The 15374-nt window shown below is 74.8% G+C and carries 16 protein-coding genes and 1 pseudogene; 8 read left to right on the top strand and 9 right to left on the bottom strand.

Translation table 11 applies throughout. The features are described 5' to 3' along the window. Positions 1–24 precede the first annotated feature (24 nt). Positions 25–408, bottom strand: a complete 384-nt coding sequence (locus ABZ716_RS05505; RefSeq protein WP_358956772.1) for a VOC family protein — start codon at positions 406–408, stop codon at positions 25–27. A 10-nt stretch (positions 409–418) separates the two neighbouring features. Further along, the gene (locus ABZ716_RS05500) at positions 419–1153 is read right to left on the bottom strand and encodes a TetR family transcriptional regulator (protein WP_358956769.1); all 735 of its coding nucleotides are present in this window, start codon (positions 1151–1153) and stop codon (positions 419–421) included. An 80-nt stretch (positions 1154–1233) separates the two neighbouring features. On the opposite strand from ABZ716_RS05500, the gene ABZ716_RS05495 reads away from it, so the two are divergent. Together ABZ716_RS05495 and ABZ716_RS05490 are read left to right on the top strand one after the other, a co-directional pair. Next, positions 1234–2469 carry an FAD-dependent monooxygenase gene (locus ABZ716_RS05495; RefSeq protein WP_358956767.1) on the top strand — a complete coding sequence of 412 codons (1236 nt, stop codon included), beginning with the start codon at positions 1234–1236 and terminating at the stop codon, positions 2467–2469. Positions 2470–2519: 50 nt separating this feature from the next. Further along, complete coding sequence (locus tag ABZ716_RS05490; protein ID WP_358811590.1) at positions 2520–2975, top strand: nitroreductase family deazaflavin-dependent oxidoreductase; 456 nt, start codon at positions 2520–2522, stop codon at positions 2973–2975. 50 nt (positions 2976–3025) lie between these two features. Here ABZ716_RS05490 and ABZ716_RS05485 read toward each other — a convergent pair whose 3' ends face one another. The 3 genes from ABZ716_RS05485 to ABZ716_RS05475 are packed head-to-tail and all read right to left on the bottom strand — an operon-like array spanning position 3026 to position 8795. After that, positions 3026–4612 (bottom strand): NAD(P)/FAD-dependent oxidoreductase, encoded by a 1587-nt coding sequence (locus ABZ716_RS05485; RefSeq protein ID WP_358956764.1) that lies wholly within the window; start codon positions 4610–4612, stop codon positions 3026–3028. Beyond that, positions 4609–7860: a tetratricopeptide repeat protein gene (locus ABZ716_RS05480; protein WP_358956761.1), complete on the bottom strand. Its 3252-nt coding sequence runs from the start codon at positions 7858–7860 to the stop codon at positions 4609–4611. Before ABZ716_RS05480 ends, ABZ716_RS05485 begins: the two co-directional genes overlap by 4 nt. Further along, positions 7842–8795 (bottom strand): oxygenase MpaB family protein, encoded by a 954-nt coding sequence (locus ABZ716_RS05475; RefSeq protein WP_358956758.1) that lies wholly within the window; start codon positions 8793–8795, stop codon positions 7842–7844. The genes ABZ716_RS05480 and ABZ716_RS05475 overlap by 19 nt, the downstream gene beginning before the upstream one ends. Before the next feature lie 210 nt (positions 8796–9005). On the opposite strand from ABZ716_RS05475, the gene ABZ716_RS05470 reads away from it, so the two are divergent. Further along, positions 9006–9383, top strand: coding sequence for an SAV_915 family protein (locus tag ABZ716_RS05470; RefSeq protein ID WP_358956755.1), 378 nt, complete (start codon positions 9006–9008; stop codon positions 9381–9383). Between the two features lie 15 nt (positions 9384–9398). Next, positions 9399–10733: a diaminopimelate decarboxylase gene (gene lysA, locus ABZ716_RS05465; RefSeq protein WP_358956753.1), complete on the top strand. Its 1335-nt coding sequence runs from the start codon at positions 9399–9401 to the stop codon at positions 10731–10733. 375 nt (positions 10734–11108) lie between these two features. On the opposite strand, the gene ABZ716_RS05460 is transcribed toward lysA, so the two are convergent. After that, positions 11109–11585 carry an N-acetyltransferase family protein gene (locus ABZ716_RS05460; protein WP_358957082.1) on the bottom strand — a complete coding sequence of 159 codons (477 nt, stop codon included), beginning with the start codon at positions 11583–11585 and terminating at the stop codon, positions 11109–11111. Positions 11586–11651: 66 nt separating this feature from the next. Beyond that, a complete protein-coding gene (locus ABZ716_RS05455; RefSeq protein ID WP_358956751.1) occupies positions 11652–12071 on the bottom strand; it encodes an arsenate reductase ArsC in 420 nt (139 codons plus the stop codon). A gap of 105 nt (positions 12072–12176) precedes the next feature. Between ABZ716_RS05455 and ABZ716_RS05450 the strand changes: the two genes are divergently transcribed. Next, positions 12177–12491, top strand: coding sequence for a metalloregulator ArsR/SmtB family transcription factor (locus ABZ716_RS05450; protein WP_358956748.1), 315 nt, complete (start codon positions 12177–12179; stop codon positions 12489–12491). 35 nt (positions 12492–12526) lie between these two features. Further along, complete coding sequence (locus ABZ716_RS05445; RefSeq protein ID WP_358956746.1) at positions 12527–13315, top strand: MIP/aquaporin family protein; 789 nt, start codon at positions 12527–12529, stop codon at positions 13313–13315. A 209-nt stretch (positions 13316–13524) separates the two neighbouring features. On the opposite strand, the pseudogene ABZ716_RS05440 reads toward ABZ716_RS05445, so the two are convergent. Together ABZ716_RS05440 and ABZ716_RS05435 are read right to left on the bottom strand one after the other, a co-directional pair. Further along, a pseudogene (locus ABZ716_RS05440) lies at positions 13525–13638 on the bottom strand (pyridoxamine 5'-phosphate oxidase family protein); the annotation flags it as partial. Between the two features lie 134 nt (positions 13639–13772). Next, positions 13773–14000, bottom strand: coding sequence for an SHOCT domain-containing protein (locus ABZ716_RS05435; RefSeq protein WP_358956744.1), 228 nt, complete (start codon positions 13998–14000; stop codon positions 13773–13775). Between the two features lie 222 nt (positions 14001–14222). Between ABZ716_RS05435 and ABZ716_RS05430 the strand changes: the two genes are divergently transcribed. Further along, positions 14223–14687, top strand: a complete 465-nt coding sequence (locus tag ABZ716_RS05430) for a cyclic nucleotide-binding domain-containing protein (protein ID WP_358956741.1) — start codon at positions 14223–14225, stop codon at positions 14685–14687. Between the two features lie 26 nt (positions 14688–14713). Further along, positions 14714–15352 carry a CBS domain-containing protein gene (locus tag ABZ716_RS05425; protein ID WP_358956738.1) on the top strand — a complete coding sequence of 213 codons (639 nt, stop codon included), beginning with the start codon at positions 14714–14716 and terminating at the stop codon, positions 15350–15352. The last annotated feature ends 22 nt before the right edge of the window (positions 15353–15374 follow it).

Here is a 15374-nt window from a genome sequence, read left to right as displayed (position 1 = left end):
CCGCTTCAGTGGAACGTCCAACCGTCAGGCGGGTTCGCGGATCAGGCAGAAGGGGTGCCCGGCCGGGTCGGCGTAGACGCGCCAGCCGCGGGCGTCCGGGGTGGCGTCGAGGAGGGTGGCGCCGAGGGCCAGGACCTGGTGCTCGGCGGTGTCCAGGTCCCGGACGGCGAGGTCCAGGTGGGACTGCTGGGGGTGGGCGGGGTCGGGCCAGCGCGGCGGCCGGTGGCCGGGGACCCGCTGGAAGGCGAGGACCGCGCCGGCGGTGGGGTGGAGGGTGGCCCAGTGGTCGTCGCAGGTCCAGCGCCGGTCCGGCCGGTTGACCTCCCCGCCCAGCAACGCCTGGTAGAAGCGGGCGAGTTCGAGAGGGTCGGGACAGTCGAGTACCACGCACTGGAGTTCGCCGATCATGACGGGGATCCTAGACGGTCGCCTCCAGGACGGCATCGATCATCCGGCGGGCGGTGGCCGCCAGTTCGGCCGGATCCGGGGCGGGGCGGGAGTGGGCCAGGGCGCCCGCCAGGCGGTCGTAGAGCAGGCCGTCGGCCCAGGCGGCCAGCAGCTCGGCGGACTCCTGCGGCTCCCGTGCGCCGAGCGCCGCCAGGACCGCCGCCCCGCGCGCCCGGACGGCGAGGCCCGCCTCGCGGAGGCCGGGCTCCAGCTCCGGGTTCCGTGCGGCCTCCAGGCTCAGCTCGAAGCGGGCCAGCTGGCGTTCCCGGCCGGCCGTCAGCCAGTGGTACAGCAGGGCGCCGAAAGCCCGGGCGGCCGCGTCCCGGTCGGCCGTGAGCTCCAACGGGCCGTCGGCCACGTCCAGTTCGGCCAGCCGCCGGTAGCAGGCCGCGATCAGGGCGGTACGGGTGCGGAAGTAGTACGAGGTGCTGCCGGCCGGGAGCCCGGCGGCGCCGTCGACGGCGCGGTGCGTGAGGCCGCGCAGACCGCCGGAGGCGACGAGGCCGATAGCGGTGTCCGCGATCAACGTCCTCCGGTCCGGGGCCCTTTCACCCCCGGCGGGGGCGGTGGCTTCGGCGATCGGATCGCGTACGGCTGCCGGCTCCTGCGGGGCCGGGGCCGGTGCGGCCGGCTTCGAGGCGACCGAGGGCGCGGTGGCCGGGGGTTCGGCGGCCGGCTTCTGGGTGGGCGGCTTGCGGGGTGACATGACAGCACTCTACAGCTGTAGAGTGCCGGTATACCCTCTACGGATGTAGAGGGTTGTGCCGTGGTCCAGGAGGCCGTGCCATGCCCGTACGCCAGCGTCACGCCGTCATCGTCGGAGCCGGCATCGGCGGCCTCACCGCCGCCCTGGCCGTGCGCCGCCAGGGGTGGAAGGTCACCGTCTGTGAGCGGGCGGCGGGGCCCGCGACCGTCGGCGCCGGGATCGTGCTCGCGCCCAACGCCCTGCGCGCCTTCGACGCCATCGGCTTCGACCCCGCCCCCGCCACCGGCCGGGGCCGGGCGGTGGCGATGGGGCTGCGCCGCCCCGGCGGCGGCTGGCTCGACCGGGCCGACCCCGCCGCCCTGGCCGCCCGTTACGGCCGGGCCCCACTGGCCCTGCACCGGTCGGCCCTCACCGCCGCACTGGCCGCCGAACTTCCCACGGGCGCCCTGCGGTACGGGGCCGCCGTCACCGCCGTGGAGGAGTCCGACGGGCGCGCGGTGGTGCGTACGGCCGCCGGAGACCTCACCGCCGACGTCGTGATCGCCGCCGACGGCATCCACAGCCCGCTGCGCCGCCGCCACTTCCCCCGCCACCCCGGCCTGCACTACAGCGGGGAGACCGCCTGGCGCACCGTGCTCCCCGCCGGAGCGGTGCCCGCGGGCGTCGAGGGGGCCGCCGAGACCTGGGGGCGCGGGGAGCGCTTCGGGACGGTGCCGCTCGCCGACGGCTCGCTCTACGCGTACGCCACCGCCGTCGCCCCGGCGGGGTACCGGCCCGCCGACGTCCGCACCGAACTCCTGCGGCGCTTCGGCACCTGGCACCACCCCGTCCCGGCCCTGCTGGAGCGGATCGACCCCGGCCAGGTGCTCCAGCACGACCTGTACGACCTCGCCGCCCCGCTCCCCCGGCTGCACGACGGCCGCATCGCCTGGATCGGTGACGCCGCGCACGCCATGACCCCCAACCTCGGCCAGGGCGGCTGCCAGGCCGTCGAGGACGCCGTCGTCCTGGCCCGCCTGCTCACCGGCCCGGACGTGCCGGCCGCCCTGGCCGCCTACACCCGCGCCCGCCTGGCCCGGACCGATGCCCTCCGGGTCCGGTCCCGCCGCGCCGGGCGGGTCGCGGCCCTGCGCCACCCGGTGGCCGTCGCGGCCCGCGACCTCGCCGTGCGCGCCGTCCCCGCCCGTGCCTCGCTGCGCGCCCTGGACGACCTGTTCGACGGCTTCACCCTCCCGGGGCCCGCTCCGGACCGGGGCGGGCCCGGCGGGGGCCGGACGGGTTCAGGGCGGAATGGGCGCCGTGCCCGGGGGCGTTGAGGCTCGTTGTCGAGTTTGTCGACCGGTCATACGAACTCAGGGAGAACGACATGACGAGCGCCATCGACTGGGACCACCCCGCCGACCCCAAGCCGGGCACCTGGCAGCTGGACCACCTCCGGCAGTACGTGGAGTCGGACGGGGCCGAGGGCCACCACTGGCGCGGCACCCGGACCCTGCTGCTCACCACCGTGGGCCGGGTCTCCGGCAAGCCCGTACGTACCCCGCTGATCTACGGCGAGGCCGACGGACGCTACCTCCTGGTCGCCTCGAAGGGCGGCGCCCCCGAGCACCCCCTGTGGTACCGGAACCTCACCGCCCACCCCGAGGTCCGCATCCAGGTCGGACCGGACGTCATGCAGGGCATCGCCCGCACCGCCACCCCCGAGGAACGCGCCGCGTACTGGCCGGTGATGGTGGCGGAGTGGTCCGACTACGACGAGTACCAGACCAAGACGGACCGGGAGATCCCGGTCGTGGTCATCGAGCCGGTACCGGCCGCCTGAGGACGGACCGGCGGCGGCCGGGGACCGCCTCCCGGAGCCGCCGCCGGGGGTCAGTGGCCCAGCAGCGCCATCGCCGCGTTGTGCCCCGGGATCCCGCTGACCCCGCCGCCGCGGACCGCTCCCGCCCCGCAGAGCAGGACGTGGGGATGGGCGGTCTCGACGCCCCAGCGCCCGGTCTCCCCGTACGGCCAGGACAGGTCGCGGTGGAAGATGTGCCCGCCGGGCAGGCGCAGTTCCTGCTCCAGGTCCAGCGGGGTCTTGGCCTCGATGCACGGCCGGCCGTCGGCGTCGAAGGCCAGGCAGTCGGTGAGCGGTTCGGCGAGGCCCGCGTCCAGCTGGGCGAGGGTGGCGGTCAGCAGGACCTCGCGCGTCTGCCGGTTGTCCTTCTCGAACAGCCGGGCGGGGGTGTGCAGTCCGAAGAGGGTCAGCGTCTGGAAGCCCTGCGCGCTCAGCTCCGGCCCGAGGATCGTGGGGTCGGTCAGCGAGTGGCAGTAGATCTCCGAGGGCGGTACGGACGGCAGTTCCCCGGCGGCGGCCTCGGCGTGGGCGCGGGCGAGCTGCTCGTAGCCCTCGGCGACGTGGAAGGTGCCGGAGAACGCCTCGCGGGGGTCCACCGAGGTGTCGCGCAGCCGCGGCAGCCGGCGCAGCAGCATGTTGACCTTGAACTGGGCGCCCTCGGGGGCGGGTCCGGCCGTGCCGGGGGCCTCGCCGAGGAGTTCGGCGAGGGCCCTCGGAGAGGCGTTGACCAGGACGTCACGTCCGACGACCGTGCCCTCGCCGGTCGCGGTGCGGAAGCTGACCTCGGCGGGCGAGGTGCCGTCGGTGTGGATCCGCAGCGCCTCGTGGCCGGTGGCGATCTGCGCACCGGCCGCGCGGGCGGCCTCGGCCAGCGCGGCGGTGAGCGCGCCCATGCCGCCGACGGGTACGTCCCAGTCGCCGGTTCCGCCGCCGATGACGTGGTAGAGGAAGCAGCGGTTCTGGGCCAGGGAGGGGTCGTGGGCGTCGGCGAAGGTGCCGATCAGGGCGTCGGTGAGGACGATCCCGCGGACGAGGTCGTCGCTGAAGCGTTCCTCCACCGCCCGGCCGAGCGGCTCCTCGAACAGCATCCGCCAGGCCGCCTCGTCGTCGACCCGGGCCCGTAGCTCCTCGCGGGTGGGCAGCGGTTCGGTGAGGGTGGGGAAGACGCGTCGGGCGAGGCGGCCGGTGGTGGCGTAGAAGGCGCGCCACGCCTCGTACTCGCGGTCGGAGCCGGTGAGGCGTGCGAAGGACTCCCGCGTACGGTCCTCCCCGCCGCCGACGAGGAGTCCGCCGGGGCGGCCGCCGCGTTCGAAGGGCGTGTACGAGGACACCGTGCGCCGGCGCACCCGGAAGCGCAGCCCCAGATCGCGGACGATCTTCTCGGGGAGCAGGGAGACGAGGTAGGAGTAGCGCGAGAGCCGGGCGTCGACCCCGGCGAAGGGCCGGGCGGAGACCGCGGCGCCGCCGGGGTGCCCGAGGCGTTCCAGGACCAGGACGGAGCGGCCCGCGCGGGCCAGGTAGGCGGCGGCGACGAGGCCGTTGTGGCCGGCCCCGACGATCACCGCGTCGTACACGTCGTGGGCTAAGCCGCGGGAGTCTGCGTCTGCGTTGACGGTCATGGCTCTTGGTAACACACGCGCCCCAGCCGCTCCAGACAGTGTGCCTCGTCGGCGTGGGCGAGGACGGTGTCGGGGTGCTCGTCGCCGAGGGAGCGCTCGCGGATGCCGGACAGCTCGCGGTAGATGGGCAGCGCCTTGTCCCAGCGGCCGAGCCGGCCCAGCCCGACGGCCAGTTCGCGGCGGCTGGCCAGGGTGTCCGGGTGCTCCGCGCCCAGGGCCTTGGCGCGGGCCTCGCCCACCTCGCGCGCCTCGGCCACCGCCTCCTCCCAGCGGTCCAGCCGGCCGAGGTTGACGCCGAGGACGTGCCGGGCGCGCAGGGTCTCCGGATCGGCCGCTCCGTAGGCCCGGGTGCGGTCGCGGACCAGGGCCCGGAACAGGTCGAGGGCCTCGGCGGCGCGGCCGGTGCGGCCGAGGGCGATGCCCGTCTCGTAGCGGGCGGCGAGGGCGTCGGGGTGGTCGCGGCCGAGGACGCGTTCGCGGGCGGCGGCGACCTGGCGGAACACGGTCAGCGCCTCGTTCCAGCGGCCGAGCCGGCCGAGGGCGTAGCCGACCTCGTAGCGGGTCAGGAGGGTGTCGACGTGCTCGGGGCCGAGCACGTCGGTGCGGTCGGCCGCGACCTCGGCGGCGGCCTCGTGGGCCTCGGCGTGCCGGCCGAGGGCGCCGAGGGAGCAGGCCAGGTTGTGGCGGCAGCGCAGGGTGTCGGGATGGCGCGGGCCCATGGTGCGGATGCGGGCGGCGAGCACGGCGCGGTACCGCTCGTACGCCTCGCCGTGGCGTCCGAGCCGGCCGAGCTCGTACGCCTCCTCCTGGCGGGCGGCCAGGGTGTCGGCGTGCTCGGGGCCGAGCACCCTCGCCCGTCCGTCGGCCACGGCGGCGTACACGGCGAGCGCTTCCTCGGGGCGGCCGGCCCGGCTGAGCGCGAACGCGCGGATATGGCCGGCGTCGAGGGAGTCGGGCCGGCCGGGATCGGTCGGAGCGTGGGCACGGACCACGCCGGGCCGGTAGGCACCGGTGAGCCGGGGATCCTCACCGGGAGCAGGCCGCACGATCCGCTGCTCACCGGACCCCCCGCCCCCGAACGGATTCCCGTCCACCGCCCCGCCGAAGCCATGACCGGCCCCGGGCAGGAGGGCGTGGCCGGCGTCGGACGCGCCGGGGTAGCCCGCCCCCGAGCCACCGGGGTGGCCGGCACCGGGGACGCCGGGATAACCGGCACCGGGCAGGGCGGGGTAGCCGCCCCCGGGGGCGCCGGGGTAGCCGGAACCGGGCACGCCGGAGTGGCCGACCCCGGGCACGCCGGAGTGGCCGGCGCCGGGCGCACCGGGGTAACCATCACCGGGCGTGGCGGCGTGCGCAGCCCACGGCGCGACGGGACCGCCCGGTCCCGGGGCCGCAGCGAGAGCCGCCCCGGAGGCGGGGGCCAGGCCGGCCTGCGGCATGGATACCTCGGGCTCCCGACCCGGCTCACCGGAGGGGCCGGGGTCGGTCGCATAGCCGGACAGCGGCATGGAGGCCGTACCCGAGGCGGGCGGGGCCGGCGCCGTGCCCGGCACGGGCCCGTACACCGAAAACCCGCCACCGGGACCGGGGTGTCCCCCACCGGGCACGGCGTGGCCGCCGGACCCGGAAGAGCCGCCGGGACCGGGGTGGTCACCCGATACCGGCTGACCCTCACGAGGCGCGGAGTATCCCCCGGACAGGGGAGCGCCGCCCGGCGCGGAGTATCCGCCCCCTGCCGGGTGACCCCCACCAGGCACAGGCGGGCCACCCAACACAGGAACGCCGCCCGACCCGAGGGGGTTCCCCCCGGGCCCGAGGTGGCCGCCGGAGGCGGGAAGGCTGGCTGTCCCAGGACGGCCCTCCCCGAGCGGCGCCTGGCCACCCGTCACGGGGAAGCCGCCCGACACAGGATGGCCGCCGGACACAGAGAAGCCGTCCGCCCCGGAACGGCCCTCCCCGAGCGGCGGCCGGCCACCCGTCACGGGGAAGCCGCCGGACACGGGGTGCCCGCCCGGCACAGGGTGGCCACCCGACACGGAGGGGCCGCCCGGCGCAGGGAAACCGCCCGGCTGGGCGGAGTCGCCCGTCGCGGGCAGGCGGCCCGGCTCCGGGTGCCCGCCCGACGCGGGGTGCGAGGACGGCGCGGGGTGCGAGGACGGCGCGGAGGGGCCGCCCGGCACGTGGCCGTCGGCACCGGACGCCACCCCGGCACCCGGCACCATCCGGCCCCCGTCACCCGCACCGGGTGCGGCCGACGGGCGCGGGGCCGTCCAGGAGCCGGTGAGTACGGTCCACTCGCCGCTCGCCGGGCGGGCGTCCGTGCCCGCCTTGCGGCCGGCCGTCATGCCCGCCGCCCACGCCGGCAGCGGAGCCGGGGTGCCGCCGGCGCCGGAGCGGGCGTCGATCAGCCGGCGGTGCAGGTGGCGGGCGTCGCCGGGGCGGTCCTCGGGGCGCTTCGCCAGCAGGTCCAGCACGATCCGCTCGAAGTACTCCGGCAGCTCGGGCCGGTGGTCGCGGGGCGGCACCGGCGCGGTGTCGCGGTGGCCGACCAGCACCGACCAGGAGTCGCCGAGGTCGAACGGCGGCGCCCCGGTGGCGATCTCGTACAGCACGCACCCCAGCGAGTAGAGGTCGCTGCGGTGGTCGACCTCGCCGCCCGCGATCTGCTCGGGCGACATGTAGTGGGGGGTGCCCATGGCCATGCCACCGCCGGTCAGCTTGGCGGTGAAGCCGATGTCGGCGGCCAGGCGGGCGATGCCGAAGTCGCAGATCTTCACCGTGCCGTCGGTGAGCCGCATGATGTTCGCCGGCTTGAGGTCGCGGTGGACGACGCCCTGGTCGTGGGTGTAGCCGAGGGCCGCGGCCATCTGCTCGGCGATGTCGAGGACCACGTCCACGGGGAGCGGGCGTGCCTCGTTCTCCTCCATCAGCTGGCTGAGGTTACGGCCGTCGAGGAGCTCCATCACCAGGTAGAGCGGGCCCCCGGCGGCACTGTCGTCGCCGAAGTCGTGCACGACGGTCACGCCCCGGTGCTGGAGCGAGGCCGCGACCCGCGCCTCGCGGCGGAAGCGCTCGCGCAGCACCTGGGTGAAGTGCGCGTCCTGTTCGGCGCCGACCGGCTTGAGGCATTTCACGGCGACCTGCCGGCCCAGCGACTCGTCGCGGGCGCGCCACACCTCGCCCATGCCGCCGCGCCCGATCAGATCGAGTGACCGGTACCGGCCCTGGATCAGTCTGGACTCCGCCATGTCTTGAAGCCGCCCCCGTCATCGTGCCCGTCGTCGTATCGCGCCCTCCCCGGCCGGTCCAGTATGGCCGCTGCCCTGCGCAGTGTGTACGCGGAGGGGCGGCTCCCGGGGCCCAGTCGGCGCATCGCTCTCAAGATGTGACCTGGGGGCAGCTGCCAGCGTAGACCTGCGGGAATGCTGCGCAGTAAGCGACCCGTGAGACGCAGGCGCCGGGTGACCGTACGTGAGGCTGGTGCGGGCTTTGCGTACAGCTGGTGCGCCCAGCCGGGAAGGGTGGCGTAGGCGAGTCCGGTGAGCGGACGCCACAGCAGGTTTCGGCCAGGCACGAGGAGCGGCGGAACGGGCGGTGAGCGCAGGAACGCGTCGACGGCCCGGGCGTCCGCGCCGGCGGCCAGCCGGGGGCGGACCCGCTCGAAGTAGGCGGCCAGCTGTGCGGTGTCGGCGGGGACCTCGGTGGGGTCGAGGCCGACGAGGCGGGCGCTCACCCGGTTCTCGTCCACGTACCGGTCGGCCTGGGCGGGGGTGAGCGGAACGCCCGAACGGCGCAGTACGTGCAGGAGGCTGTCGATCTGGGCGCAGTGCACCCACAGGAGGAGTTCGGGGTCGTCGACGGGGAACCGCTCCCCGGTGTCCGGGTCGGTGGCGGACAGCCGGCGGTGGAGGGCGCGAACATGGGAGCCGGCCCGTTCGGCGGCCTCGGTGGTGCCGTAGGTGAGGGTGCCGACGAAGTCGGCGGTGCGCAGCAGGCGCCCCCAGGCGTCCTCGGCGAAGGCGGAGTTCTCCATGACCCCGCGGACGGCGCGCGGGTGGAGGGCCTGGAGGTAGAGCGCCCGGACCCCGGCGATCCACATGACCGGGTCGCCGTGGCACTGCCAGGTCACGGACCCGGGCCCGTACAGTCCCGGGTCGGCGCCCTCGTACGGAGCTCCGCTCATCGCCCGCCTCCTGTCGGGAGCCTACCCAGCCGGGCGCGGGGTGTCAGCGGGGCGTCAGGACGGGGCCGCCCGGTGTCAACGTCCCGTCAAGGGGAGTCGGCGGGGCCGCGCGTGCGGGGATAGCTTCGGGTGGCGCGCCCCGGACCCGCCTCCCCGCGGCCGGGGCTCCGCCGTCATCCCGTCATCCGTGGTTCCCCTTGGGAGGGCCCCATGTGTCTGTTCCAGTACGACGACGACCCCGAGCCCGAGGAACGCGTCCCGGCCGGACCCCTGTTCGTCCCGGTCCGGCCGGGTGCCGGGGAGGTGGTGGTGCGGCTGTTCCGCACCCCGCTGGGCGCCCGTACCGCCGTCGGCTTCACCAGTGCGGAGCGGCTCGCCGCCACCCTGGGGGCGGGGCACCCCTGGATCCGGCTCTCCGAGGGGGCGCTGCGTGCGCTGGCGCGGCCTCTGGGGGCGGCGCCGTTGACCGTCGACCCGACACTGACGGCGCCGTCCGCCACCCCGTCGGAGGCGCCCGGGGTGGCCGCGGGCGGCGCGGGCGCGGGCTCCGGCGTGCCGGTGGCCGGGATCTCCGTCGAAGCCGTCTGAGGGGGCCGGGACCTCATGACCATCGAGGCACTCCCCGAGGTAGCGGCCGACGCCGGCGACCTCACCGTGTGGCCCGCCTCCGCGACCCCGCTCCCGCACGGCGGTCTGGCCGTCGGCGGGGTGTCGCTGGCGGAGGCCGCCCAGCGGTTCGGCACTCCGGTGTACGTCCTGGACGAGGGTGAGGTGCGCGGCCGCTGCCGCAGCTACCGGGCGGTCTTCCCCGACGCCGAAGTGCTCTACGCCGCGAAGGCGTTCCTGTCCCGTGCGATGGTGCGCTGGGTCAGGGAGGAGGGGCTGGGTCTGGACGTGTGCTCGGCCGGGGAGCTGGAACTGGCCGTCACCTCGGGGTTCCCGCCCGAGCGGATCGTGCTGCACGGCAACGCCAAGTCCCCCGGGGACCTCGCCTCCGCGCTGCGGCTGGGGGTGGGCCGGATCGTCATCGACAGCCGCTGCGAGATCGCCCGAATCGCGGCGGCCGTCGGCCCCGGGGGGCGCCAGCGGGTGCTGGTGCGGGTGGTGCCGGGCGTCGCGGCGGGCGGCCACGAGAAGATCCGTACGGGTACGGAGGGCCAGAAGTTCGGGCTGTCCGCCGTCGACGGGAGCGCCCAGGAGGCCGTCGCCCGGATCCTGGACCAGCCGCGGCTGGAACTGGCCGGTCTGCACTGCCACATCGGCTCCCAGATCACCTCGGTGGAGCCCTACCGGGTGGCGCTGGGCCGCATGGTGGAGCTGATGGCCGCCGTGCGCGAGGCACATGGCGTGGCCCTGCCCGAGCTGGACCTGGGCGGTGGGCACGGCATCGCCTACCGGCCCGGCGAGCCGGCCCTGGACCTCCCGGCGCTGGCCCGGGAGCTGCGCACCTCGCTGGCGGACCGGTGCGCGGCCGCCGGACTGCCGGTGCCCCGGCTGACCGTCGAGCCGGGGCGGGCGATCGCCGGGCCCGCGGGGGTGGCGGTGTACCGGGTGCTCGCCGTCAAGCGCTCCGGGGGGAAGGTGTTCGTGGCGGTGGACGGCGGGATGAGCGACAACCCGCGGCCCGCCCTGTACGGGGTGCGTTACGCGCCCCGGCTGGTGGGCCGGCACTCCGCGGCGGGTTCCCGCACCGCCACGGTCGTCGGCCGGCACTGCGAGGCGGGCGACGTCCTGGCCGTGGACGCCGAGCTGCCGGCGGACGTCCACCCGGGCGACCTGCTGGCCGTCCCGGTGGCCGGCGCCTACCAGTCGTCGATGGCGTCCGGCTACAACCTGGTCGGCCGGCCCCCGGTGGTCGCCGTCCACGAGGGCGCGGCGCGGATCCTGCTGCGGCGCGAGACCCTGGAGGACTTCCGCCACCGCGACATCGGCGCCTGAACCGGCCGCCGCCCGTCGCCGGCCCGCGGCGACGGGCGACGGCCGGCGCGAGGACCCTGGACACGATGGAGCCGCCCGGCCCCGGCATCCCCACACCGGGAGCGGGCGGCTCCTGTGACGCGCAACGGCGTTCGGCGCGCGGTCGCCTCGATCCGGGCCCCCCACGGGCCGGATACCGCACCCTCGGACGGGGTTCACTCCCCCGCCCTCGGCCGCACGCCGCGGAACTGCCATTCCGCTCCGTCGCCCCTCCAGTCTGCTGCCGCCCCGGAGGCCCCTGTGCCGCCCTTGACGTGTTCCTTCCGTTCGTTCACCGATCCTTGACGCGCCCTTGATCTCCCCAGGGGCCTACGCACAGGTCCGGGCCGGGCCCTGTCAGAAGTCCTGGTCGCTACGACGTTCGAGCAGTACGACGTCACGCCAGCGGCCCCGGTGCCGGGCGATGCGTTCGCGCGTTCCGATGACGCGGAAGCCCGCGCGGCGATGGAGGGCGAGGCTGGCGGTGTTCTCGGGGAAGATGCCGGACTGGATGGTCCAGATGCCGCCCGCTTCCGTCGATGCGATGAACGCGTCGAGCAGCGCGCCGGCCACGCCCCGTCCCCGGGCCTCCGGGTGCACGTAGACCGAGTGCTCCACGACGCCCGCGTACGCGCGGCGGTCGGAGACCCGGGTGGCCGCGATCCAGCCGAGGACCCGTTCGCCGCCGTCGTCCGTGGCGACGAGGCGGTGTGCGGGAAGTCTCGCCGCGTCGAAGTCCGGCCAGCCGGGCGCCCGCGTCTCGAAGGTCGCGTCGCCTTCGTCGATGCCCGCCTGGTAGATCGCCAGGACCTGCTGGGCGTGGCACTCGGCCATGGTGGCGATGTTCACGGTTCCCCCATGATGGCTCGGACCGCCGCCGGGGCGGACGGTCGCGTCGGTTCAGCCCCTGGGCTGGGCGTCGATCTCGGCGATCAGACCCTCGACGAGGCCCTTGATCTCGTCACGGATGGGGCGGACGGCCTCGACGCCCTGGCCGGCCGGGTCGTCGAGCCGCCAGTCGAGGTAGGTCCTGCCGGGGAAGTAGGGGCAGGCGTCGCCGCAGCCCATCGTGATGATGTAGTCGGACGCCTGAGCGGCCTCGGGAGTGAGGACCTTCGGCCTCTGGTCCGAGATGTCGATGCCCAGCTCCGCCATGGCCGCCACAGCGGAGGGGTTGATCCGGTCGCCGGGGACGGAGCCGGCCGAGCGCACCTCGACGCGGTCTCCGGCGAGGTGGCGCAGGAAGCCGGCGGCCATCTGGGAGCGGCCGGCGTTGTGGACGCAGACGAACAGCACGGAGGCGGCAGGAGCGGAGGACATCGTTCTTCCTTGGGGGTCAGGGGCGAGGACATGAGAACCCTCCGCCGGCTCCAAGAGGTCAGCCCGGGCTGGTAACAGGACCGGGCGGTGTGACAATATCAGCCCATGCTGATGTCAGTCGACACTGAACTGATTCGGGTGCTGGCCGACCCGCTCAGGCTCCAGATCGTGACCCTCCTCGCCAAGGAGACGCTCTGCACCACCCATCTCGTGGAGGAGACGGGTGCCAGGCAGACGAACCTCTCGAACCACCTGAAGGTTCTCCGCGAGGCGGGGGTCGTGGATACGGAGCCGTGCGGACGGTACGTCTACTACCGGCTGCGCCCGGACGTCGTCGAGGCCCTCGCCGGTCAGTTCGCAGACCTCGCCCGGACCGCCCGCGCCACCGCCGAGGCGAACCTCAAGCGGTCCTGCTCCTAGACCCGCTTCCCGCCCCACCTGCCCGAGGAGAACCGTTGTCCGTCACCGAGCCCGCCGCCGCCGCTCCCGCAGCGGCGTCCGGTACAGCCGCCGAGGCGCCCCGGCCCGCGCCCGGCGCGGCCCCGCCCCGGATCCCGTTGACCGCCCGCGCCGCCGCCGAGCTCGTCGGCACCGCGGCGCTCGTGGCGGTGGTGGCCGGCTCCGGCATCCAGGCCACCGGGCTCAGTCAGGACGTGGGCCTGCAGTTGCTGGCGAACTCCCTGGCCACCGTCTTCGGCCTCGGCGTACTCATCGCCCTCCTCGGCCCGGTGTCCGGCGCCCACTTCAACCCGGCCGTCACCCTGGCCGAATGGTGGACGGCCCGCCGCGGTGGCGCGGGCGTCACCGCCCGCGAACTGGCCGTGTACGTGCCCTCGCAGATCGTCGGCGCGATAGCGGGCGCCGTCCTCGCGGACGCGATGTTCGGCAAGCCGCTGGTGAAGTGGGCCACCCACGACCGCTCCGCCGGGCACCTCCTCCTCAGCGAGGTCGTGGCGACCGCCGGTCTGATCATGCTGATCTTCGGCCTGGCCCGCACCGACCGGCTGCGCTTGGCACCCGTCGCCGTGGCCTCGTACATCGGCGCCGCGTACTGGTTCACTTCCTCCACCTCGTTCGCCAACCCGGCGGTCACCATCGGCCGCGCTTTCACCGACACCTTCGCGGGCATCGCTCCCGCTTCGGTCCCGGGGTTCGTCGCCGCCCAACTGGCCGGTGTCGTCGTGGGCCTGGCCCTGGTGGCGGCCATCTTCACGCGAGGCGGGACCGCCGCCTCCACCCGGTAGAAGACCCAGGCATCGCCAGATCCCGGAACAGCGAGGAGTCGACCGTGAACGCGCCCGCCCACACCGAGCTGCCCGTCGTCGTTATCGGGGCAGGCCCCATCGGGCTCGCCGCCGCCGCGCACCTCGTCCACCCCCGCATCCCCCTGGGCTGCGAGCACGGCTGCCGGCGTCGAGCCGTCCTGGGCCTGGACGATGATGTCGTCGGCGTCGAGAAGGTGGCTGACCGGACGCACGGCGGGCAGCGCGTGACGGGTGAACACGATCCGGCCCAGTTCGACGGAATCCGGCAACTGCAGCGCCTCGTCCGCGCTGAGCTCTTCCATCTTTCGTCCCGGCATGCTGACGGCAGGCGAGCTGGTGGTCGTATCGGCCGGGTCGCTCTTCATCGTGTGTGCGTCCTTGGTCAAGCGGGCGGGAGGCCGGTGCCCCTGGCCGCTGTCGGCTCCTCAAAGGGGCGTTAGCCCGGGGCATGGCTTCGCAGCACCGCGAGCCGCCGGCCGTATTCCTCGTCGTCGATCTCGCCTCTGGCGAATCGTTCCGCGAGAAGTCTCTCGGCCCCCTTGTCGGAGGCTGGGTCAGGCGCGGGCGCTGTGCGCCCGTCCGCACCGTCTCGGCTGAGGGCGCGGACCACAAGGACGGTAGCCGCGACGATCAGGCTCCAGACGATCAGCGTGGTGAGGGACATGGCGAACCATCCCCAGGCCCCCATGCCATGGCCATTCCAGTACATCGCGCACCTACCGGGTGGACGGGGTCGACGGCCGCGTGCCGGCCGTCTGGTACCAGGATCTCCGGCTGTACCGATCCCGGGCATGGGCCGGTCGGCCCACGGACGGGGCCACAGGGCCCATCCCCGGGACCGGTTGCAGGGCCAAGACTGAAGACGGACTCGAACAGGAGGCCGTTCATGAGCACCCCTTCACCCACCCGCATCTCTGAGGCGCTGCCCCCCGACTGCCGTTCCCGTCTGATGGAGCTGGCCCAAGAGGTCAACTTCGACGAAGGGACCCACCTCTTCCGCGAAGGTGGCCACGCCGACCGGTTCTGGATCGTCCGGTCCGGCACCGTGACCTTGGATGTCCATGTGCCCGGGCGGCGCGCCGCGGTCATCGAGAGCCTCGGCGCCGGCCAGCTGGTCGGCTGCTCGTGGCTCTTCAAGCCGTATGCCTGGCGTCTGGGCGCCGAAGCGATGACGCCCGTCCGCGCGTACGAGTTCGACGCGGAGCGCGTACGGACGCTGATGGACGCCGACGCCGCCTTCGGCTCGGCCCTGGGCCGCTGGGTCGGGCAGGTCCTCGCCAACCGCCTGCAGGCCGCCCGCGTGCGCCTTCTCGATCTGTACGCGCCCTACGGCAGCGGCAGCTTCCTCTGATCCTCCGCACAGCGAAGGAGCCGGTCATGCCCGCATCCCGCTACACCGTCAGTGACGTCATGACGCACACCGCCGTCGCCATCGGCCGGGAGGCGTCCTACAAGGAGATCGTCGAGCTGATGCACCAGTGGAAGGTCAGCGCCGTTCCCGTCCTGGAAGGCGAGGGCCGGGTCGTCGGAGTCGTCTCCGAGGCGGATCTCCTGCCGAAAGAGGAGTTCCGGCGGACGGATCCCTCTCTGCCCGGTCAGCTGGAGGAGGCGTCGAAGGCCGCCGGGGTGCTCGCCGAGGAACTCATGTCGAGCCCGGCGATCACCGTTCACCCTGACGCACCCGTAGCCGAAGCCGCCCGGATCATGGCGCTCAGGCACGTCAAACGCCTGCCCGTGGTGAACGCGCTCGGCATGCTGGAAGGTGTGGTGAGCCGCAGTGACCTCCTGAACGTGTTCCTGCGGCCCGACGAGGAGCTCCAGGAGGAGATCCGCCAGAGCGTGCTCGCCGAGCTGATACCGGGCGTGGATGTGGACTTCGCCGTGCAAGACGGCGTCGTCACTCTGCGCGGCCCGCTGCGGGACCGGGCCCTGGTCCCCCTGCTCGCACAGGCGATCCGCGCGGTCGAGGGTGTCGTGGACGTCCGGATGGACCTGAACGGCGCCGTTGCTGCCTAGAGCCTTCGCACGGCCACGGAGT

It is taken from the genome of Streptomyces sp. NPDC006687, from assembly GCF_040636215.1.
Taxonomy (GTDB): domain Bacteria; phylum Actinomycetota; class Actinomycetes; order Streptomycetales; family Streptomycetaceae; genus Streptomyces.
The sequence above is the reverse complement of the archived record's forward strand: the minus strand, read 5'-3'. Positions and strand labels throughout refer to the sequence as shown.